This window comes from Thermosynechococcus sp. NK55a, from assembly GCF_000505665.1.
Lineage (GTDB): Bacteria > Cyanobacteriota > Cyanobacteriia > Thermosynechococcales > Thermosynechococcaceae > Thermosynechococcus.
The window spans coordinates 978,766-1,000,790 of sequence record NC_023033.1 but is presented as its reverse complement, the minus strand read 5'-3'; the positions used below and the strand labels follow the sequence as shown (position 1 = coordinate 1,000,790).

Genomic DNA, 22,025 nt, shown 5'->3' with positions numbered 1-22,025 from the left:
TCTCTTCATTGGCTAGGGTATTGAACAGTTTTATCATAACACCCTATACTACAAACTTATACTACAAACTTATACTATAAATTAACTATAAAGTCAAAAATTGAGTAGAACAAGCCCTCAAAAGAGCTGTTAGATTTGAGCATCAATAGCGGCAATCTTCGTTTGCAGTTGATTATAGACAGCCGGTAGGTCAGTGGGCAATGTTCCCGCAGGTCTGGGAACTGCCGGATTTCCTGAAGATGGAACCTAAGAGCTTCTGCCCGTTGAATATCCCGGCAAATTCCAATAGCCGGCAGCAATGCGCCGCCGACAGAGCAAACTGCCAATGGGCTCATGGGAGGACCATGGTGGCACAGCCTCTGAGGATGGATACCGCAGCGCTGCGCAGCTACCTTGATGCATCATCCCTCACCAATCCCAGAACGCTAGAGGAAAGCTTGATGATGAATAGCTGCCAGGGCCTGGTATTCGGTCATTTTGCCAAGGCGACGGAGGGATCGCAACCGCTGTTCAATGAGCATTCGCGCATCCGTGCGACTAATGGATTGAAACTCCACACCCTCGGGCCGCTGAGTCACAACGAAAAAGAGCCGCTGGGCATACAAGGTTGTAAAAAGTTGCCGATGCTCATCCAGAGGGCATACCCCATAGAGCAAGCCAAAGGTGGGATGATTGAGATACTGCTCAGCAGTAATCGGGGGCTTCATTAGAAAAGAGAACCTACCTCGCAAAAGGATGATGAAAGGCCAACACGGCAAGGGTAAGTCGTGAGGAGGAAAAACAAAAGAAGACGGCCTACTGTGGCTAGAATAAGTTAGTTCAAGTTAATTCAGTAATTAAAACACTGAAGAGGCTGAGCTGAAAAGCTGTTCAGATTATACCCAAACCCTTCCCTCTGTTTATCCATGGCGCGTTCACTTCCCCCCTTTTGGCCTAGTGTGTTTCACCGCTGCGGTGTGATCTTTTTTGGCACGCTGACCTTTTTTTCACCCTGGGGGTGGTGGGCTTCAGTGCCACGGTTTTCTTTGCCCTCCTCGGCATCTTGTTGGCGCCCGCCAGTGAAACCAGTCCCTACGAACATATCAGCGGCAAGGAGAGCAGTCGCGATCGCATTCTTAGAATTGACATTACTGGTCCAATTCTAGGCAGCCCCCAAAACGAAGAGGATAGCTTCTTTGCCCCCCTTGTGGGTGTCACCTACGGCTATGAAGTGCAGCGGCAGTTGGCAGAAGCTGCTAAGGATAAAACTATTAAGGCCGTCTTTGTCAATATCAGCACTCCCGGTGGCACAATCTTTGGCTCACAGGCGATCGCCGAGGGCATTAGGAGCTACCGCAAAGCAACCCAAAAACCCGTCTATGCCTTTATTGAGGGTATTGCTGCTTCCGGAGGGGTTTGGGCAATGGTGACAGCCGATAAGATCTATGCTGATCACGGCAGCATGGTTGGTAGTATTGGCATTCTCGGTCCCAGTGTTTTCTACTACGATCGCCCCACCAGCCTCGATAACGGCCTACTGATGGGAGGCGTCACCGCCAATAGCATCGAAGAACGGACCCTGAGCGCTGGCCGTAGCAAAGATATTGGCAATCCCTTCCGTCGCCTCACCCCCCAAGAAATTCAGGTCCTCCAAGCTGGCCTTGAGCAGGAATACACTAAGTTTATTCATCATGTGGCCCAGGCACGGGGCATTGATCCCAGCGTCATTCGCAACGAAATGGGAGCGATGATTTTCAGTAACGATCAGGCGCAGCGCTACCGTCTCATCGATGGTACCCGCAGCCGCTTAGAGACCCTAAATGCCCTCGCCAGGGCTGCCAATCTCAAGGAGGGAGAATATGCCATTGTCCGTTTTCAGCGCGATCGCTCCCCTTTGATCAATCAACTCTTTGGCGTTCAGTCACCTCCCCGGGCACTAGAAACCCAACGGGCGTGGAAACAAGAGCAACTTTGCGCCCTTAGTCAACTGCGTGCCCTTGCCTACTATGGTTCCCTCTCTTGCGATCGTCAGTAATGCGCTTTGACATTATTACTCTTTTTCCTGAATTCTTTGCTTCACCCCTCAGCAGCGGCCTAATAGCCAAAGCTTTGGCGCGGGGCATTGCGGAGGTCATCCTAACCAATCCACGGCACTTTAGCACCGACAAGCACCAGCGCGTAGATGATGAGCCCTATGGCGGTGGTGTAGGGATGGTCATGAAACCGGAACCCCTCTTTGCTGCCATAGAATCCTTGCCCTGTTTGCCGCGGCGCGAAGTCATCTATGTTACCCCCCAAGGGCAGCCCCTCACCCAACAGCACCTCTGGCACTGGTCACGGGAACGGGATCAGCTCGTCATCCTTTGCGGTCACTATGAGGGCGTGGATGAGCGGGTCATTGAGCACTTAGTCACCCAGGAAATCTCCATTGGCGATTTTGTCTTGACCTGTGGTGAAATCCCGGCCCTTGTCATTCTCAATGGCGTCCTGCGATTGTTGCCGGGCACCATTGGTAAGGCAGCCTCACTCCACGAAGAGAGCTTTGAAGATGACTTACTGGATTATCCTCACTACACCCGACCCGCAGAATTTCGGGGCTGGACAGTACCGCCAGTCTTACTTTCCGGTCACCATGGAAAAATTGCTGCATGGCGGCGGGCACAGCAAATTGAGCGCACACGAGAGCGCCGCCCTGATCTTTATGCTCGATGGTTAGCTCGAACCCAGGGGCAAATCAAAGGCAATTGAAAACCGTTAAACCTAGGCCACAAAGAAAAAACTGTGCTAGTCTCAAGACAAATTCTCCTGGCTTAGCGCCTTTGCAATCTGCTTTTCCATGGCCAGTTCCTCACCACGGTTGATTACCGCTCTCAAAGAGCAGTTACTGCAGGAGCAAGCGGCGAACCGTATTATGCAAGCGATTCGCAACTCCCTTGATCTCGACGTGATCTTTGAGACGGCTGTGCGGGAAGTTGGCGTGGGGCTAGGGGTTGATGCGGTTGTGGTGCAGTATTTACCGGAGCAGGGAGTCTGGCGGCATATTGCTGAGTATCACCATGATCCCAACTTTCCTCGTCACGATGGTTTTGAAATTCCGGATCCCAACAACCCTTTTGCCGCAGATCTAAAAGCAGGGAACATCGTCATTGTTGACGATACCCGTGAAATTAGCGATCCCATTAACCAAGAAATTGCAATTACTTTTCCGGGAGCCTGGTTACTGATTCCCTTAATGGTGGCAGGTCGCCTCTGGGGAAGCCTGAGCCTATCTACCTACCCTCAACCCCATGGGTGGTCAAGGGCAGAAATTGAACGAGCCTGTGGGGTTGCCACCCAATTGGAGGTAGCCATTTACCAAGCCACCCTCTACCGGCAAGTACAACAGGAACTGGCTGAGCGACGGCAGGTTGAGGCTGCTCTGCGCGCCAGTGAGGAACGGTTTCGCTTGGCGACGCTTCACTTGCCTGGCGCCATTTTCCGCTATGAGCAATATCCCGATGGCCGCAACTGTGCCCTTTACCTCAACCCAATGTGCGAACGTCTTTGGGGTGTACCGGCAGAGGCAGCTGCCGCCGATGGTGAATGTTTGTGGCAGCTTGTGCATCCCGAGGATCGAGAAGCCACATGGCAATCTGTACTGCGTTCGGCTGAAACCTTGACCCCTTGGTTTTGTCAATGGCGCATCATTCATCCTGCCACAGGAGAAGTCCGCTGGCTGGAGGGGGCGGGTCAACCCACACGGGAGGCCGATGGCGCTGTTGTCTGGTACACGGTGGTTTTGGATGTCACGGAGCGGCTGGTGGCGGAGACTCGTCTTAAGGAACAACAGGCGCAGTTAGAGTTGGCGGCACGGGTCTCTAATATTGGTTTCTATTTTTGTGATTTACGTACAGGGGCCTTCTGTGTTTCCTCCAGCTACCGAAGGCAATTGGGGTATTCTGGCACCGCCAAAGAAGCAAGTCTTGAGGATTGGGAAGAGCGACTCCACCCAGAGGATCGCGATCGCGTTACTGTTGCCTACCGTCAGTTCCTACGCGGCGCGGCAGAGTACAATATTGATTTTCGGCTCCGCCATTGCAATGGCACCTACCGCTGGTTCCACAGTGAAGCAGTATTGATTCACGATGAGCAGGGTCAGCCCTGTAAAGTGGTAGGTACCAACATTGATATTACAGAACGCAAAGCCATTGAACTAGCACTGCAGGAAAGCGAGGCACGCTATCGGTTCCTAGCGGAAAATACCAGCGATATTCTTGGGCTCTACGATCCGCAGTGGCAATGTCTCTATGTGAGTCCCTCTTGTCAAACCCTCTTGGGCATTCCTCCTGAAAAGCTGCTTGGCCAGCATTTTAGCCAGCTTTGTTCTTCTGATTGGGAGCGATCGCGAGTCAACCAGGAACTGGAGCAGATGATTCAGCAGCAAAGGTTCTGGCCCATAACCTATGAGGTTTGTACTGCCCAAGGGGATCCCCTGTGGCTGGAGACGTTAGTTAAACCCTGCTACAACAGTCAAGGTCAATTGCACCAACTGCAGACGACCTCCCGCGATGTCACTGCTCGAGTAAAAGTGCAGCTTCAACTGCATCGGCAAGCCTATCACGATTCTTTGACAGGACTGCCGAACCGGCTTTACTTCATGGAGCAATTGGAAGCAGCAATTACCGAGGCGCAAACAAGTCCTGAGTTTTACTATGCGGTGCTATTTTTCGATCTGGATCGCTTTAAGGTGATTAATGACAGCCTGGGCCATGGGGTGGGGGACCAACTTCTAATGACTTTCGCCAGTTGGCTGCGGTGCCTCGTTGAGAATCGGTACACGGTAGCTCGTTTGGGCGGAGATGAGTTTGCGATTCTGCTCACCGAGGTGCCCCACATCCAGAGGGCGATCGCCCTGTGCGAACAAATTATCCATCGCCTTCAGGAGCCCCTGAGGGTGGAGGAGCGGCAAATTTTCCTCAGTACGAGTATCGGCGTTGTCTTTTGCCAAAACGAGTATGAAACCGGTATAGCCGTCCTAAGGGATGCCGATATTGCGATGTATGCGGCTAAAAGGCAGTTAACAAAGCGCTATGCTGTCTTTAATGCCCAGATGCACAAACAGGTTCTAGAGCGGCTCCACTTTGAACATGATCTGCGCCACGCTCTAAACGGTGGGGAATTGCAAGTCTTTTACCAGCCGGTCTTTCATTTGAAGAGTCAGCGATTGGTCGGCATGGAGGCCTTGGTGCGCTGGCAACACCCTGAGCGGGGTCTTGTCTCACCGGCACACTTTATCCCCATTGCCGAGGAGACAGGGTTGATCGTGGCGCTGGATCAGTGGGTCCTAGAGCAGACCTGTCGGCAGCTCTGGACTTGGCAACAGCAGTATGGCATCCCAGCTGATTTAAGGCTCGGCGTCAATGTTTCTGCCAAGACGCTCCAGGATGCCACTTTCCTGAAGTATCTGGATACCCTTCAGCGGCGGTACCCCCTGCCCAGACAGCATTTGCTGCTAGAACTCACCGAAAGGATTAGCATTGAACTGGGAAGTGAAATGCTGAATTTGCTGGAATTGCTCAGGAATCGCAATATTGAAATTGGCATTGATGACTTTGGCACAGGCTATTCCTGCCTCAGCTATCTCCAGAGCCTGCCGATTCAACACCTCAAGGTAGATCGTTCCTTTGTCAGCCAACTGGAGGAAAATGAACGCAACTTGCAAATTACCCGCATGATTCTACTCCTGAGCCAGCAGTTGGGCTACCGGGCTGTTGCTGAGGGCATTGAAACACCAAGGCAACTGCAAATACTTCAGGAACTGGGATGTGACTACGGTCAAGGCTATCTCTTTGGCCCTCCCCTGCCCGCCGAAGAGTTCGAATCGCTCCTGAAAGCTCATTCTCATTAATTAAAATTAATTAATTAAAATATTGGCATGGCTATTTTACATGGCACCTGGCTCCTAGGGCCAGCGCCACAGTTTTTCATTTGGGCGGAAGAATGGCGATCGCTCACCCAGGTAATCACCCCTTGGGAGCCGCCTGCTATCCCGGTTTATCCCTACGCCACCCAGAGCAAAATACCTATTGGGGAGACAGCCTGCCCAAGTTCCACTTCCATTGCGTTACCGGCACAGATTCAGGGGCATCAATTGCTCCCGCCACCGCTTGCCGCCCTCAAGGGGGAACCCCTGTTTTTATGGCAGGTGCCCGGTTGGGCAATTCCCGCCACGGCTGTTTTGGCACAACTGCATCAACTGAGCCTTCACGATCCAAACGGTGGGTCCATCGGGGAGGATCTGCGCTATTGGCTGCACGTTAGTCGCTGGCTGCTGGATTTAATTGTGCGCGGCCAGTACCTGCCGACACCAGAGGGCTGGCGGATTCTGCTGACCCACGGGGGCGATCGCGATCGCTTCCGTGAATTTAGCCGGCAGATGCCCGATTTGTGTCGCTGTTATCAAGCCAATGGCGAGGCGCTGCAGTTTCCCCCCCATGCTTCAGACCTACTGGCGGATTTTCTGCAGCACACCCTACAGGGTTATCTGCACACTGCCCTTGCTGACCTCGAATTGCCCAAAGTGGGCTTGGCCAAAGAGCATAGCCACTGGCTAGCCTTCCTGAAAACGGGTCAAACCACGGAACTGCCACCTCCCCTCATTGAACGCCTGCACCGCTGGCAAGAACCCTACCGCGAGCAGTTGGATCTGCGTCCCCAATGGCGACTGGCTCTGCAACTGGTACCTCCAGAGACCGCCGATGGTGACTGGCACTTGGCCTTTGGGCTGCAAACTGAAGGGGAAACGGACACGATGCTAACGGCAGCTGCGATTTGGCAATGCACCCAAGAGGCCCTCCTCTATCAAGGGCAGGTGCTCTGGCAGCCCCAAGAGACCCTGCTGCGGGGACTGGGCTTGGCCTCCCGCATTTATCGTCCCCTCGATCGCAGTCTTCAAGAACGCTCCCCCCTGGGTCTGACGCTGCACACCACCGAAGTGTATGCCTTCTTGCAAAGTGCAATTGCGCCCCTTGAGCAGCAGGGGGTTGCGATCATTTTGCCACCGAGTTTGCGCCGCAATAGCGCCCAACATCGCTTGGGTCTGAAAATAATTGCCACATTGCCGCCGGCCACTAGCGGCTTGAGTATTGACAGCTTGATGCAGTTTCAGTGGCAGTTGCAGTTGGGGCAGCATCCCCTCTCGGAAGCAGATTTTGATCAACTGCGCCGCCAAGGGACTCCCCTGGTTTATCTCAATGGTGAATGGGTGCTGCTGCGCCCCCAAGAGGTCAAGGCTGCTCAAGAGTTTCTCCAGTCTCCCCAAAAGACCCAACTCTCCCTTGCAGAGACACTGCGCATTGCTACGGGGGATACGGTGACGGTGGCCAAGTTGCCGATTCTTGGCTTAGACACCAATGATGCGCTGCAGACACTCTTGGATGGCCTCACGGGCAAACAAAGCTTGGATCCAGTGCCAACACCGCAGGAGTTTTGTGGTGAACTGCGCCCCTACCAGGCACGGGGGGTGGCGTGGCTGAGTTTCTTGGAACGCTGGCGGCTGGGGGCTTGCTTGGCAGACGATATGGGGTTGGGGAAAACGATTCAACTGTTGGCCTTTTTGCTCCACCTCAAGGAAAAGGGACGTGCCTACCGACCGACACTGTTGATCTGTCCTACGTCGGTGCTGGGGAACTGGCTGCGGGAGTGCCAAAAGTTTGCCCCAACCTTGCGGGCCTATGTCCACCACGGGAGCGATCGCCCCAAGGGCAAGGCCTTCCTCAAAAGGGTGGAAACCCATGACTTGATTCTGACCAGCTATGCCCTCCTGCAGCGCGATCGCGCCACCTTGCAACCGGTTCTGTGGCAGCACTTGGTCCTGGATGAAGCCCAAAACATCAAGAATGCCAACACCCAACAGTCCCAAGCGGCGCGGGAACTGTCCGCCCAGTTTCGCATTGCCCTGACGGGAACCCCCCTAGAAAACCGCCTGCTCGAACTTTGGTCAATTATGGACTTCCTCCATCCGGGGTACTTGGGCAATCGCACCTACTTTCAACACCGCTATGTCCGTCCCATTGAACGCTATGGCGACACCAGCTCCCTCAACGCCCTGCGCACCTATGTCCAACCCTTCATTCTGCGGCGCCTGAAAACCGACCACAGCATTATTCAAGACCTGCCCGAAAAACAGGAGATGCTGGTCTATTGCGGCCTCACCCTAGAGCAGATGCAGCTTTACACTGCGGTGGTGGAAGACTCCCTTGCTGCCATCGAAAATAGTGAAGGCATCCAGCGGCGGGGCAATATCTTGGCCACCCTGACCAAGCTGAAGCAAATCTGCAACCATCCTGCCCAGTATCTCAAGCAAGAAGACTATGCCCCCGCTCGCTCAGGTAAATTGCAACGCCTAATAGAAATGCTGCAAGAGCTTCAGGAAGTGGGCGATCGCGCCCTTGTCTTTACCCAATTTGCGGAGTTTGGCACCCACCTGAAAACCTACCTGGAAAAGGTGCTCCAGCAGGAGGTGTTTTTCCTCTCAGGACGCACCCCCAAAGCCCAGCGGGAACTCATGGTGGAACGCTTTCAGCACGATCCCGAAGCCCCCAGGGTCTTTATCCTTTCCCTCAAGGCAGGGGGCGTGGGTCTCAATCTGACTCGCGCTAACCATGTCTTTCACTACGATCGCTGGTGGAACCCAGCGGTAGAAAATCAGGCCAGCGATCGCGTCTTCCGCATTGGTCAAGCCCGCAATGTCCAAATCCATAAATTTGTCTGCACGGGTACCCTTGAGGAAAAGATCCACGAGCAAATCGAACAGAAAAAAGCCCTTGCGGAAATGATTGTGGGTAGCGGCGAACACTGGCTGACCGAACTCAACCTTGACCAGCTGCGGCAACTGCTCACCTTGGACAAAGAGCGGCTGATCACCCTCTAGGCCATCGCCCACTGGGCGGCCTGTTCACCCCGCAAAAGACGAATTTGGGCGATCGCAAAAATGGTGGGAATAATGCGGGCATAGTTAGTGGAAATGGCTTGCCAACCCAAATCGGCAATAAACCATACCCACAGGGCAGTACTGGCAAAGGCCAAGAGACTGCGCCCCACTGCCAATCGAGCGGCTCCCATGGCTGCCCCCCGTGACACCAAGGGGATCATTGAGAGCTTGGAGCCAGCAAAATGAATTGCAAACTGCCGTGCCACCTGCTGCACCACCATGGAGCGCACAACAGAACTGATGGCGATCGCGGCACTGCCCTCTAGGATTAAGCGCACCATTTCCATGGAAATGGGGTGGCCATGGCGCAATTCGGGCAAGCTCTCTTGAATTTGGGCGGCCAAAACCCGCCGATCCTGATCCCCCAGCTTTTTCCACATCCGCTGCAACACATTCAAGAAGATCTCCATTTCCAGTTCAGGCACCGTCCAACTGGGGGAAAACTTAATTTTTAAGTAGCGACAGACCCGCATCAAAGTTTGCCGATAGCTGATTTGCTGGGCTTTGCCCTTGAGCACCGTCAAACCATCGGCTGCCAAAAAGCGAAACCGCTCTTCAATGTCATCTAACCAGGCTTGACGATCTTGGGCTTGTACCGCAATGGGATCCGGCGTGGTTAGATAGTCCAAGGGGTTGAGCCGACGACGAAACAGAATTTCTGTTAGGTCTTGCAACTCCTCCTCTGTCGCCAATTCCAGCGCAGCCCGTAGCTCATTCATGGGGTTCTTGCTCCAGCAGCAGCACAATAGAACAGGATGATTCTTCACCCCTGATTATAGGGATTCAGGCTAAATTGTGGTACAGCCCTTGTTACTAAGAATGGAACCCACTCCCCTATCCCAGAAAAGCGCGGTTCGGACAGTACAATACAGAAAGAGTAGCAGGCTGGCAATACAAAAACCTATGGATTTATTGACCCTAGAAGGTTGGCTCGATAATACCGCCTTTGCGGTACTTTTTATCACCATGTTGCTCTACTGGTGCGGGGCAGCATTTCCCCAGTGGCCACTGCTGACCGCTGCCGGTCGCACGGGGATAGCGATCGCTAACCTCTGTATTACTGGCCTGCTGGCGGCGCGCTGGATTGAGGGGGGCTACTTTCCCATCAGTAATCTCTATGAATCCCTCTTTTTCCTGTGTTGGGGGCTGACGGCCATGCACTTTGTCGCCGAGTCCATCAGTGGCCAGCCCCTTGTGGGAGTTGTCACTGCACCCGTTGCAATGGGAATTACAGCCTTTGCTGCCCTCTCTCTGCCCCCTGAGATGCAACAGTCAGCCCCTTTGGTGCCAGCTCTCAAGTCCAACTGGTTAATGATGCACGTCAGTGTGATGATGCTCAGCTATGCCACCTTGATGGTGGGCTCCCTGTTGGCGATCGCCTTTCTTATCGTCACCTGGGGCCAGCCCATCAACCTCAGGGGGAGTTCTGTGGGAACAGGCAGCTTCCGCAGTCGCCCGCCAGACCCTGCCCTAGAATCCTCGACGGGGGGCGGTGGCACAACGGTACTCACCCCACCAGCTCTGCAATTGAGTTTACAACGCCTGACTTTAGCCGAAACCCTCGATAACCTGAGCTACCGCATGATTGGTCTGGGGTTTCCCCTGTTGACGATTGGCATTATCTCCGGTGCCGTATGGGCCAACGAGGCTTGGGGCGCACCTTGGAGTTGGGATCCAAAAGAAACTTGGGCACTGATTGTTTGGTTGGTGTATGCTGCCTATCTCCATGCCCGCATTACCCGCGATTGGCAAGGACGTAAACCGGCGATTCTCGCCACGGTTGGCTTTGGAGTGGTCTGGGTCTGCTACCTAGGGGTGAATCTGCTGGGGAAGGGCCTACACTCCTACGGCTGGTTCTTCTAGGGGGTTGCCCGTGTGGGGCATTCACCACGCCCGCCTGCACACCACCTTAAAAATCCAGCAATGGCTTCCTTTGGGGTCACGCATTCTCATTGCTCTATCGGGGGGGCAAGACTCCGTTTGTTTAACGCGCCTGTTGCTGGATCTACAACCCCACTGGCAGTGGTTTTTGGCGGCGGTCCATTGTGATCACCGCTGGCGTGCAGATAGCACCGCCAATGCAAATTTTGTCCGACAGCTAGCGCAGAAATGGCATCTACCCTGTGAGGTGGTGAGTGCCCCTGATTTGCCGAAAACTGAGGCAGCAGCCCGTTCATGGCGCTACCAAGTCTTTGAGATCATGGCCAAGGCGTTGGATTGCACCCATGTGGTGACAGCCCATACCCAGAGCGATCGCGCTGAAAGTCTATTGCTGCATCTGTTGCGGGGCACTAGCCCCGATGGCCTCGCCACCCTCTTGCCCAGCCGTTCCTTGGGCGCTATTCAGTTGGTGCGCCCGCTCCTGGGCATGACCCGCGCTGAAACCGCTGCTTTTTGCCAAGCCTACGGATTGCCCATCTGGCAGGATGAAACCAACCACAATGTGGCGTATCGCCGCAATCGGCTGCGTTTGGAGTTAATCCCCTATTTACAACAGCACTTCAATCCGAATCTGGAAGAGGTGCTTGGCCAAACCGCTGAGCTGCTCGCTAGCGATCGCGCCTATTTCGAGGCTGAGGTGGAGCGTCTTGCCCCCACAGTGATCCGCGAGCATCCTCCGGCCTTAGATCGGTTGCGCCTGCGGGAATTGCCCCTTGCCCTGCAACGCCGCTTAATCCAGCGCTTTCTGCGGCAGCACCTGAAACGGGGTCTCAACTTCAGGGTGATTGAAGCAGTCCGAGCTCTGATCACTGCCGGCAATGGTAGCCAAACCGCAAGCCTGCCAGGGGGCAAGCACCTGCGAGTCTGTGGCCGCTGGATTGAATTAGTTAGGCCAATGCCACCACCGCCTGCACCTGTTCCCCCGGGTCAAGGGGGGCGATCGCCACCCCCATCGCCTCTTTATTAAGGAGGGGGATCTCTTCCCCATTGGTGATCCAGGCCCGTTCTTGGGTCGTCACCAGTGCGAGGGAGCTACGGCCAGGGCCAATGCCCGCCAAGCGATCCGATTTTTGCTGCAAGGGCATCGCCAATTGACCTAAATGACCGAGGGGCACCACTTCAATCAGGGGCAAGGGCACTTGTTTACCAAGACCGGAAGCGGTAACGAGGATAACATTTTCTCGTTCCGAAAGGGCGATCGCCCCCACCAAGATCTCCTGCACACTAAGGCGCACCGCCGCTTGACCTTGATTGAGCCGTCCCAAAGCTGGAATGTCGGGGATGAAAAAGTGAAAAACCCGCCCCCGCGAGGTGGCCAACACCAAATGATCCCTGTCCGCAGGCAATACCCAACCAAGGGCATCCCCCGCCTTCAGTTTGGTGAGTTGGAGACCGCGCCCCCTCAGGTCTTGCAGGTCTGAGATGGGAATCACCTTGATGCGACCTTGGCGCGTCAGCAGAATGAGCTTTTCCGCTGTGGCTTGACTGGGAATGACGGTAAGGAGGCTTTCCCCTTGAGCTGACTCCGCTAGGAGGGTAAGGAGGGGTTGGCCGCGATCGCCCTCACGACGGCTGGTGACGGGTAGTCGCTCCACAGGCAGCGGATAGACCTTGCCACTCTCCGTAAACACCCACAGGCGATCGCTGGCCTGTACCGAGAAGCCCAAGGGCAATGGCTCTGACCACGGTAGCCACGTTTGCAACGGCAGACCACTGCGACGACGCTGCTGGGGCAGACAGCGACCATAGCCGCGACAGCTGATTTCTATCCAGAGGGAATCCCCCCCACAATCAGCGACTTCCTCAGGGGGAGGAGTTTCCCTCAGAATTTGGGTACGGCGAGGGTCGCCAAATTCTTTTTTCAACTGCCGCAATTCTTTCTTCAGTGCCTTGAGGCGCTCAGGCCGCTGGTGAATCAGGGTCTGTAATTGGGCAATCCGCGCTTGCAGCTCCGCCTGTTCCCGTTCCAGTTCTTGGCGTTCCTGTTGGGTGAGGCGGCGGAGGGGCATGGCAATCAGGGCATTAGCTTGGCGATCGCTCAAACCCAAGCGGGTCATCAATTCCCGCTGGGCTGCACTGCCATCCGCCGCCGATCGCACAATCTCAATCACCTGCTCCACGGCATTGAGGCCGATTAAGAGTCCCGTCACCACCTGTTGGCGGGCTTGAGCTGTTGCCAGATCATGGTGATATTGCCGCAGCAGCGTCTTTTCGCGGAACTGCAAAAACTCCCTGAGGATCTCCTTGAGGGAGAGCTGGCGGGGTTGATTGCCCACCAGTGCCATCAAGTTGATGCCATAGGTCACTTGCAACGCTGTTAGGTGATAGAGCTGCTCCAAGAGTTGCGCCGCTGGGGCATCCCGCTTTAGTTCAATCACCACCCGCAGCCCCTCGCGATCACTCTCATCCCGCAGATCGGCAATGCCCTCAAGGCGACCTTGATTCACCAAATCGGCCACCTTTTCAATCCATGCCGCCTTATTCACCTGATAGGGCAACTCCGTCACCACAATCCCTTGGCGGCGGTGGCGGCCGCGTCCGGGCGCAATATCCTCAAGGGTAGCCACTCCCCGCAGTGTAATTGTTCCTCGACCCGTCCTGTAGGCGTGTAGCAATCCTGCCCCATCCACAATCACACCCCCCGTGGGAAAGTCTGGTCCCGGCAGATGGGTGAGGAGCTCCTCTAGGGAGAGATGGGGTCGGTCAATGAGAGCAATTAGTGCATCCACCACTTCCCCCAGATTGTGGGGTGGAATGTTTGTAGCCATGCCCACCGCAATTCCCGTTGAGCCATTCAGCAGCAAAATCGGCAGTTGCGCCGGCAACACCAATGGTTCTTCTTGGGAACTGTCAAAGTTGGGAGCAAAATCCACAATGGCATCGCTGATATTCTCCAGTAGCGTGCGGTGGGCGATCGCTGCCAAGCGCGTTTCCGTATAGCGCATTGCCGCCGGTGGATCATCATCAATGGAGCCAAAATTGCCATGCCCCGCCAACAGCGGATAGCGACTACTAAAGGGCTGCACCAAGCGCACCAGTGCCTCATAGACCGCTTGATCCCCGTGGGGGTGATATTTCCCGAGCACATCCCCCACGACCCGTGCACACTTGCGAAAGGGGCGATCGGGCGTCAGCCCCAACTCGTACATCGCATAGAGAATCCGCCGATGTACTGGTTTTAGCCCATCCCGTACATCTGGTAGCGCCCGCCCCACAATCACACTCATGGCGTACTCCAGATAGGAGCGCTGCATTTCACTGTGCAGTGGTGTAGGAATCACCTGTCCAGAGGTCAGCAAATCCAGTTGCTTGGGCATGATCACAAACGAGCCAAAGGATCATTCCCCACGATACAAGAGTTTTGCAAATAGTAAAGTAAGCTAAGACCCCCTTGGCGTTGCTTCCTCGGGCTTCTCCTTGGTCAGCCGTGCCACCACTTCCTTAATGAGGATGTAAATGATCGGCACCACAAAGAAACTGAGGAATGTGGCCGCAATCATGCCACCCGTGACACTGGTTCCCAAGGAGTGACGGGATTTTGCGCCAGACCCCGTGGCAATTACCAGTGGGAAGATGCCCAAAATGAAGGAGATTGCCGTCATCAAAATAGGGCGCAGCCGTTCTTCGGCAGCATGAATCACCGACTTGACAATGGTAGTGCCCTTGCTTTCACGAATTTGGTTGGCAAACTCCACAATCAGGATCGCATTCTTACTGGCGAGGCCAATCAGCATCACCAAGCCAATTTGGCAAAACACATCATTATTCAGCCCCCGCAACCACTGTGCCAGCAACGCGCCCATGATCGCCAAAGGCACCGAAAGGATGATGATCAAGGGGTCAATATAGCTTTCGTACTGCGCTGAGAGCACGAGGAACACAAACACCAAACCAAGGCCAAAAATCAACGGTGCTTGGCCTGCGGAGCGGACGGACTCTAGGGATAACCCTGTCCAGCTATAGCCGATGCCATTGGGGAGAACCTCCTCAGCCAAGGATGCCATGGTCATTATCGCTTGACGATCACTAAGGGGCGGCACAGTTTGGCCGGTCACCTCTGCCGAACGGAACAGGTTATGGTGATAAATAATGGGCGGTGCCGAGACCTCTTCAATTTTTACGAGATTACTGAGGGGAATGAGGGCATTTTGCTCTGAACGCACATAGATGCGGTTGATGTCATCGGGATTCGAGCGAAACTGCTTGTCCGCCTGCACAATTACTTGGTAGCTGCGGGCAAAGATTGTGAATTGGTTAACGTATAACGACCCCAAGTAAATCTGCATAGCATTAAAAATGTCCTTGAGGGAAACCCCCAAGGCAAGGGCGCGGGTGCGATCAACCGTCACATTTAACTGGGGGGCATTAATGGCAAAGGGGGTATTAACAGCAACAAAACCGGGAGTGTTATTTGCTTTTAGGATCAGCTCGTTCACCGAACTTGCAAGGGTTTCAAGACCTAGGCCCTGCTGATCCATCACCTGCATATCAAAGCCGCCAAGGCCACTCCCACCAAGGTTAATGGTCGGCACATTGGACGAAAACACCACTGCTCCGAGTTCACCCGCTACCACCTTCTGAAACTGGGGTAGCAACTGATCAAGGGTTGGCCGCCGTGACCAAGGCTTGAGACTCGTAAAGATAATTCCTTTATCTGAACCTGTGCCGAAGAAGCTAAAGCCGCCAATGGCAAAGGTATGTTCGACCGCTGGATTTTGGGCGATCGCGTCCGCTGTTTTGAAGACAATATTACTCGTGTACTCTAGGGAGACCCCTTGGGGTGATTGTACAAGGGTGACAAAATAGCCCTGATCCTCTTGGGGGACAAAGCCACCGGGAACGATCTGAAACAGCCAGTAGGTCATCCCCAGCAGGGCGACAAAGCCCGCCAGCACCCAGTATTTTAGTCGCACAATCACATTGAGGCTTCGGGCATAGCCTCGCCGCGTTCTTGCAATCAAGCGGTTGATCCAGCGAAACAAGATAAAGTTCGCCATCGAGGGACGTTCCCGCCGCAGGAGCAGAGCGCACAAAGGGGGAGAAAGGGTTAAGGCATTAAAAGTAGAAAGGGCAATTGCAAAGACAATCGTCAAAGCAAACTGCTGATACAGCCGCCCAGTAACCCCCGGAAAAAAGGCCACAGGAATGAAGACTGCCATCATCACCAATGAGGTGGCAATCAACGCTCCGGTGACTTCCGCCATTGAGCGACTGGCCGCTTCTTGGGGAGTCATGCCCTCGTCTTCTATGAGCCGGGTGACATTTTCCACGACCACAATCGCATCATCCACCACCAGCCCCGTCGCCAGCACCAGACCAAACATGGTCAGACTGTTAATCGAGAACCCAAAAGCCTTCATAAACGCAAAAGTGCCGATCAACGAGACGGGGATCGTCACCGACGGAATAATTGTGGCACGCCAATCTTGAAGAAATAAAAAGATCACCGCAATCACAAGAATGATGGCCACAATCAGTGTAATGACCACCTCTTTGATCGACTCCTGCACCGCATCGGTGGTGCTAAATCCCACACTCCATTTCAGTCCGGGGGGAAATTTCTCGGCTAAAATAGCCATCTCCGCCTCCACAGCACGGGCAATGTCGAGGGCATTGGCGCTACTGAGTTGATAGATACCAATCCCAACCGCGTTACGGCCATCAAACTGAAAGTTGGTGTTGTAGTTTTGTGCTCCTAGCTCAGTCCGACCGACATCGCGAATGCGAACCACGGAGCCATCTTCACCGCGCTGAATAATAATGTCGGCAAACTCTTCTTCTGAGGCTAAGCGACTTTGGGCTTGAATGGAAATTTGAAACTCCTGTCCCTCTGGTGCTGGGGGGGCACCAATAATCCCGGCCCCCACTTGGACGTTCTGATCGGAGAGAGCGCGCACCACATCCTGAGCCGTGAGACCGCGACTGGCTAAGCGATTGGGATCAAGCCAAATCCGCATGGCATAGGTGCGTTGACCAAAGACCTGAACCTTCCCTACGCCCTTCAGACGTTGCAGAGGTTGTACCACATAGAGGGTCGCGTAGTTGCTGATGAAGGTGGCGTCGTAGTCGTAGCCCTCCTCTGGGTACAGGGCTAAGGCCAAAACAATCTGATTCGTGGATTTGCTAACATTGACCCCAGTGTTAATGACCTCTGGTGGCAGTTGCGAGGTAACAGAGGCAACTAAGTTATTCACATCCACCGCCGCAATGTTTTCGTCATAGCCCTCAGTGAAGGTAATCGTGATATTGCTGTTGCCAAAGCTGTTACTGGTGGAGTCAATGTAATCCATCCCTTCCACGCCATTAATTTGCGTTTCTAGGATTGTGGTGACATTCGTTTCGACGGTTTCGGCATTAGCACCGGCATAGTTGGCAGATACCTGAATTGTCGGTGGTCTGACGTTAGGGTAGTACTCAATGGCTAGCGTTGGCAGCGCGATCGCCCCCACCAGAATAATTAGTAGAGAACAAACTGTTGCAAAGACGGGGCGTTTAATAAAAAAATTGCTAATCATGCTCTTTTAAGACTCAGTTTTAAGACTCAGGAGTAATGGGCACACCATCGCGCAGGCGCTGAATTCCCGAGACAACAATTTCCTCTCCCGGTTTGAGGCCTTTAAAAACTTGATATCTGTTCCCTTGGATTGCCCCCACTTGAATGGGCTTTTGTTTGGCAATCATTTTGCCCTCGGTGTCTTTTTCGGCAACAAAGACAAAGTTTTGGCCGGCAAGATTGGAGACGGCCGTCGTCGGCACCAGAATCCCCGGTTGCTGATCGAGAATAATACGGGCTTGAATTTGTTGATCGGCACGGAGATTATTCCGAGTATTGTTGTAGAGCGCCTTAACTAAAATGGTTTGGGTATTGTTGGTGGTGTTGGGGGCAATGAAAAAAACGGAACTCCTACCGACAACACTGCCATTGATATCGACTAACTCCACCGGCGTTCCCAGCCGAATGCGGGGGATCTGCTCAATGGGCACTTGGATATAGACCTCTAGAGGTTGATTTGAGGTCAGGGTGAGGAGGTTGGTTTGGGGCGTTACAAAATCCCCTACTTTGGGGGGAATATTGCCAACAACACCACTAAAGGGAGCGCGCACCTGAAACCAATTTAGGACAATGGCCTGCTGCTGGGCGTTAGCTTGGGCAGCAAGGAGGGCTTTTTCTAAGCGAGCAATGGTGGCCTGTTGGGCACGAATATCGGCTTCGGTTTGTTGGAGTGCTGCTTGGGCGGTGCGAAAGCTGGTGATGAAGGATTGCGCTTGTTCCTTGGAAACAGCCCCTTCCGCTAAGAGCGCCGTATAGCGTTCCGCTTGAATCCGATTGAACTCTACAGTGGCGAGATTGGCACGTCGCTGGGCTTCAAGGGCGCGGAGGATGGAGTGGGCATTCTCTACATTCGCTTGAGCGGATTGAATTGCGGCTAAACTGCTGGCAACAACGGCTTGCTGTTCTGAGGGGTCAATGAGGATGAGGGGCTGACCTTGATTGACAAACTGACCGTTTTGAACATTGATTTGAGCAATTCGACCCGAAACTTGGGGTTGTAGGGTGATGGACTCACGGGATTGCAAAGAGGCGTTGTAAACAGCGGTTTGCAAAAGAGTTTCCGTTTGAACCGCCGCAAGTTTCACCCGGGCCGCTGGGGGGGAGCCTTTGCCTTTGGTTGACCACAGGCGGTAGCAAGGAAGCAAAGACTTCCTAGGAGAGCTGATGTGAACAGTTGCCGTTGCACCATACCTCAGACCTTATGTGACCCCGCGTAGGCAATAAGTACCCTCAGTCTAGCCTAAAGGCACCTATGGCGAGTGCTGCTTTAATGATGAGTTTTTGTATATCTGGGGTGCAGAGAGAATACCTTCTATTGGCAATCCTCCGCTAAGATGTAGAGCAAGGGGCAGGGGGTCATTTCTGGTCTACCTTAGAGGCTAGGACAATCCTTGCACCAACCTTTATCAACGACAGTACAGGTACCAGTGGCTCTTACCAAGAAAACGCAGCAAGAACAACCGATGATTAATGAGCGCATCCGTTTTCCGCGGGTGCGGGTGGTGGATACTGATGGTTCCCAATTGGGGATTATGTCGTCCCAAGAGGCGATCGCGATCGCCCGCGAAAAGGAGCTTGATCTGGTTCTTGTCAGTGACAAGGCAGATCCACCCGTTTGCAAAATTATTGACTACGGCAAGTTTCGCTTTGAACAGGAAAAGAAGGCGCGTGAAGCTCGCAAAAAGCAGCATACCTCCGATGTCAAGGAGGTGAAGATGCGCTACAAAATCGAAGAACACGATTACAATGTTTGCATCAACCGCGCGGAGCGTTTCCTCAAAGCCGGGGACAAGGTCAAGGCTACGGTGACATTCCGAGGCCGAGAAATTCAGCACTCCCACTTGGCAGAAGAGCTCCTCAACCGTATGGCCAATGACCTGCAAGCGGTGGCCGAAGTGCAGCAGGCACCAAAGCAAGAAGGGCGCAATATGATCATGTTTTTGGCACCAAAGCGGTAAGCAATGCTAGGGCCGTATGTTTGGCTTTCGTCCAGAGCCCAAATCCCCGCCGCTGGAGGTTTCAGCCAGTGAGCAACCCCGTTCGGCACTGCTGCTGGCGATCGCTGCCCTGGCCACAATTCTTCTTTGGCAGATTCCCTTGGGGAACTATCTGCTCTACCCCTTTACAATCTTGGCCACATGGTTCCACGAGATGGGGCATGGTCTCACGGCGATTCTGTTGGGGGGCTACTTTCGGGAATTGGTCATCTATCCCAATGGTTCAGGATTTGCGCGCTATGGGGGCGAGGTGCTACTGGGAAATTTAGGACATGGCTTCGTCGCCATTGGTGGGCCACTGGGACCCGCGATCGCTGGCAGTCTCTTTATTTTGTCGAGCCGCTCCCATCGTGCCACAGACCTTTGTCTCAAAGCCCTAGGGATGATGATCCTAGTCTCGCTGCTGCTGTGGGTGCGATCGCTGTTTGGCATTGTCTTCATGACATTGGTGGCGATTGCCATTCTGCTGGTGGCCTATCGCGGGAATCGCTGGCTCAAGGGGATTTCAATTCAGTTCCTTGGGGTTCAGGCCTGTATTAGCACGTTTCAGCAGGTGGACTACCTTTTTACCTATGCCATTGCGGGGCCCCAGCTTTCCGATACCGGGCTTCTTCAACGGTACCTCTGGCTTCCCTATTGGCTGTGGGGAGCATTGATTTCTGGGATGACGTTGTGGCTGCTGCTGTGGAGTCTCAAGGTGGCCTATACCCACCCTAGGTAATGCCCCAGCGGTGTCGCCAACGACTTGTAGACTCACGGTTAGCAGTTTGCTGCTCCACTTGGCGGCGCCATCGAATCGTCTGGGCACTATCCCGCAGGTGGGGATCGCGGTAGGGAATACCCGCACGGGTTTGCAAATGTTCCTGTTCCATCAGCGACAGGGGAATGAGTTGATCTGGTTGCCAGCGAGCCACAGTTCCCTGTGCCCATTCATGGCTGTGCCGGGGGGCAACAATTGGCAGTGTCCCAAGGTGTAAACCCGCCTCCTGCAAAGCAGAACGAACGGCAGCCGCACGACAATAGGTGGCCAGATGCCCCGCCGGTGCCAAACACTGAGCCACTAAGCTGAGAAACTCTACCGTCCACAGTTGCGGACAGCGCTGGGGTGAAAAGGGATCGAGAAAAATCGCATCTGCTTGGAATCCCTGGCAAACAAGGTCTTGAATCGTTTGGCGGGCATCCCCAATTAAAAGTCGTGCCTCACACCGTGGGATGCTCACCCGCTGTTGCTGAGCCAATCCCTCAAGAATCTCTTGAACCGATGCTGGCCAAGGGGGCATCACCGCTAAAGCTGCTTGGGCAACGCCCACATCTAGCTCTAGGCCAATGATCGTGACCTGACAGGTGGGATTGTGCTGCCAAATGACCTCTAAGGCAGCGGCAGTGTTGTAGCCCAAACCATAGCAGATGTCCAAAAGCCGCAGATGAGAGGCTTGGGCTTTGCGGGGCAGAGCGGTGGCGATCGCAAACTTTTCAAAGGCTTCTTGACGCGCTCCCCTAAGGCTATGGAATGTTTCGCCAAACTCCGAAGAAAAAAATGTAAAAGAGCCGTCGGCGGTGGGTTGCGGTTGCCAGGTTGAGTTCAAAGCAGGAGCTAAGTTTTTGGAAGAGGCCATCACTGCGTTTGCGTAGGGGGCTGCGGTTGGGGGGCAGGGGGTCGGTTCATGATCACAACGCCAATTCCCGCGATCGCAAGCACAATGACCATCCCGGCAACAATAGGCAGCAAAGGGGAAGCGGATTTGGGTGTCGGAGCCGACGCTGGGGGAGCATTGGATGGCGGTGGGGGGGAGTGGCATTAAATTTCGTTTCTTCTTCTGATTGTTTATCCTCTGCACCTTCCTCTGCTTGGGTAATCGTTGCGGTCATGGGCACTGCCTTAATACTGTGATAGTTGACGCTCTTCAAATATTTGACAAACTCCGCATCCCCCATCGACACGGTGGCGTAGTGCGCCTTGACGGATCCACCAAAGTTAATTTCATCTCCATCTTTTAGCTCATGGCTTTGCACTCGCTGGCCATTCACGAGGAGACCGTTGGCACTGGGCTTACCCTCAGCATTACCATCCACCACGCGATAGCGATAGCCATTTGGTGAGGGAATCCGCAGCAGCAAGGCGTGTTGCCGTGAGACACCGTGACCATGGATGACAATCGCATTGGTGACATCGCGGCCAATGGAGTAGGTTGCTGCATCCAAAGGGATTGTGCGCTTACCCGTTTCATCCTCGATGTTGAGTAGATGGTGCTCATGGTTACCGCTCATGGGAACAGCCTAGATTGATGGATGATAACTAGTCACTATCTTAGCCTGAGGACTAGAATTCCCAAAGATATCAAAAAAGCTAGGGGCAACGACCATCCCCGGGCCGCAATCCCATCCCCTCTCAATAAGAGGGTCAGAAACTAGGGCGTAAAGGCGGAGCACAAAACCCCAACCACCGTAGTTTGGTGATCACTTTTGAACTCAGGAGGAACAAAGAAGGCTTCCTTAACAAAAGGGACACATTAGCCCTGCCCCCTGGCAGCAGTTGCGGTAAGAAATTAATAGATTTTTGTAAATGTTTTTACCTTGATTTAGG

At 53.9% G+C, this 22,025-nt stretch carries 15 protein-coding genes; 8 read left to right on the top strand and 7 right to left on the bottom strand.

The window, feature by feature from the left end:
* Window positions 1-425 precede the first annotated feature (425 nt).
* Window positions 426-707 carry a transcriptional coactivator PipX gene (pipX, locus tag NK55_RS04790; protein WP_024124658.1) on the bottom strand — a complete coding sequence of 94 codons (282 nt, stop codon included), beginning with the start codon at window positions 705-707 and terminating at the stop codon, window positions 426-428.
* A 290-nt stretch (window positions 708-997) separates the two neighbouring features.
* Between pipX and NK55_RS04785 the strand changes: the two genes are divergently transcribed.
* The 4 genes from NK55_RS04785 (at window position 998) to NK55_RS04770 (ending at window position 8,890) form a co-directional block, all read left to right on the top strand.
* The gene (locus tag NK55_RS04785; RefSeq protein ID WP_051372787.1) at window positions 998-2,014 is read left to right on the top strand and encodes a S49 family peptidase; all 1,017 of its coding nucleotides are present in this window, start codon (window positions 998-1,000) and stop codon (window positions 2,012-2,014) included.
* Window positions 2,014-2,727, top strand: coding sequence for a tRNA (guanosine(37)-N1)-methyltransferase TrmD (gene trmD / locus NK55_RS04780; RefSeq protein WP_024124657.1), 714 nt, complete (start codon window positions 2,014-2,016; stop codon window positions 2,725-2,727). Before NK55_RS04785 ends, trmD begins: the two co-directional genes overlap by 1 nt.
* Before the next feature lie 88 nt (window positions 2,728-2,815).
* On the top strand, window positions 2,816-5,866 hold the full coding sequence (locus NK55_RS12390; protein ID WP_024124656.1) for an EAL domain-containing protein: 3,051 nt from the start codon (window positions 2,816-2,818) through the stop codon (window positions 5,864-5,866).
* Window positions 5,867-5,893: 27 nt separating this feature from the next.
* A complete protein-coding gene (locus tag NK55_RS04770; RefSeq protein ID WP_024124655.1) occupies window positions 5,894-8,890 on the top strand; it encodes a DEAD/DEAH box helicase in 2,997 nt (998 codons plus the stop codon).
* Here the strand turns inward: NK55_RS04770 and NK55_RS04765 are convergent.
* Window positions 8,887-9,669 carry a YaaW family protein gene (locus NK55_RS04765; protein ID WP_024124654.1) on the bottom strand — a complete coding sequence of 261 codons (783 nt, stop codon included), beginning with the start codon at window positions 9,667-9,669 and terminating at the stop codon, window positions 8,887-8,889. The genes NK55_RS04770 and NK55_RS04765 overlap by 4 nt on opposite strands.
* Window positions 9,670-9,853: 184 nt before the next feature.
* Between NK55_RS04765 and ccsB the strand changes: the two genes are divergently transcribed.
* The gene (gene ccsB / locus NK55_RS04760; RefSeq protein WP_024124653.1) at window positions 9,854-10,813 is read left to right on the top strand and encodes a c-type cytochrome biogenesis protein CcsB; all 960 of its coding nucleotides are present in this window, start codon (window positions 9,854-9,856) and stop codon (window positions 10,811-10,813) included.
* Window positions 10,814-10,823: 10 nt separating this feature from the next.
* On the top strand, window positions 10,824-11,858 hold the full coding sequence (tilS, locus tag NK55_RS04755) for a tRNA lysidine(34) synthetase TilS (RefSeq protein WP_024124652.1): 1,035 nt from the start codon (window positions 10,824-10,826) through the stop codon (window positions 11,856-11,858).
* Here tilS and NK55_RS04750 read toward each other — a convergent pair.
* The 3 genes from NK55_RS04750 to NK55_RS04740 form a co-directional block, all read right to left on the bottom strand.
* Window positions 11,779-14,208 (bottom strand): DNA topoisomerase (ATP-hydrolyzing) subunit A, encoded by a 2,430-nt coding sequence (locus tag NK55_RS04750; RefSeq protein ID WP_024124651.1) that lies wholly within the window; start codon window positions 14,206-14,208, stop codon window positions 11,779-11,781. The two genes, tilS and NK55_RS04750, sit on opposite strands and share 80 nt — an antisense overlap.
* Before the next feature lie 63 nt (window positions 14,209-14,271).
* Complete coding sequence (locus tag NK55_RS04745) at window positions 14,272-17,406, bottom strand: efflux RND transporter permease subunit (protein ID WP_024124650.1); 3,135 nt, start codon at window positions 17,404-17,406, stop codon at window positions 14,272-14,274.
* 19 nt (window positions 17,407-17,425) lie between these two features.
* The gene (locus NK55_RS04740; protein WP_051372786.1) at window positions 17,426-18,589 is read right to left on the bottom strand and encodes an efflux RND transporter periplasmic adaptor subunit; all 1,164 of its coding nucleotides are present in this window, start codon (window positions 18,587-18,589) and stop codon (window positions 17,426-17,428) included.
* A gap of 318 nt (window positions 18,590-18,907) precedes the next feature.
* On the opposite strand from NK55_RS04740, the gene infC reads away from it, so the two are divergent.
* Both infC and NK55_RS04730 read left to right on the top strand, forming a co-directional pair.
* Window positions 18,908-19,402 (top strand): translation initiation factor IF-3, encoded by a 495-nt coding sequence (infC, locus tag NK55_RS04735; protein WP_051372785.1) that lies wholly within the window; start codon window positions 18,908-18,910, stop codon window positions 19,400-19,402.
* A gap of 16 nt (window positions 19,403-19,418) precedes the next feature.
* Window positions 19,419-20,162: a M50 family metallopeptidase gene (locus NK55_RS04730; protein ID WP_024124647.1), complete on the top strand. Its 744-nt coding sequence runs from the start codon at window positions 19,419-19,421 to the stop codon at window positions 20,160-20,162.
* Here NK55_RS04730 and NK55_RS04725 read toward each other — a convergent pair.
* Together NK55_RS04725 and NK55_RS04720 are read right to left on the bottom strand one after the other, a co-directional pair.
* Entirely contained in the window at window positions 20,155-21,057 is a 903-nt protein-coding gene (locus NK55_RS04725; protein WP_024124646.1) for a methyltransferase, read from the bottom strand. The two genes, NK55_RS04730 and NK55_RS04725, sit on opposite strands and share 8 nt — an antisense overlap.
* A 52-nt stretch (window positions 21,058-21,109) precedes the next feature.
* Window positions 21,110-21,709: an FHA domain-containing protein gene (locus NK55_RS04720; RefSeq protein WP_051372784.1), complete on the bottom strand. Its 600-nt coding sequence runs from the start codon at window positions 21,707-21,709 to the stop codon at window positions 21,110-21,112.
* Between the last annotated feature and the right edge of the window lie 316 nt (window positions 21,710-22,025).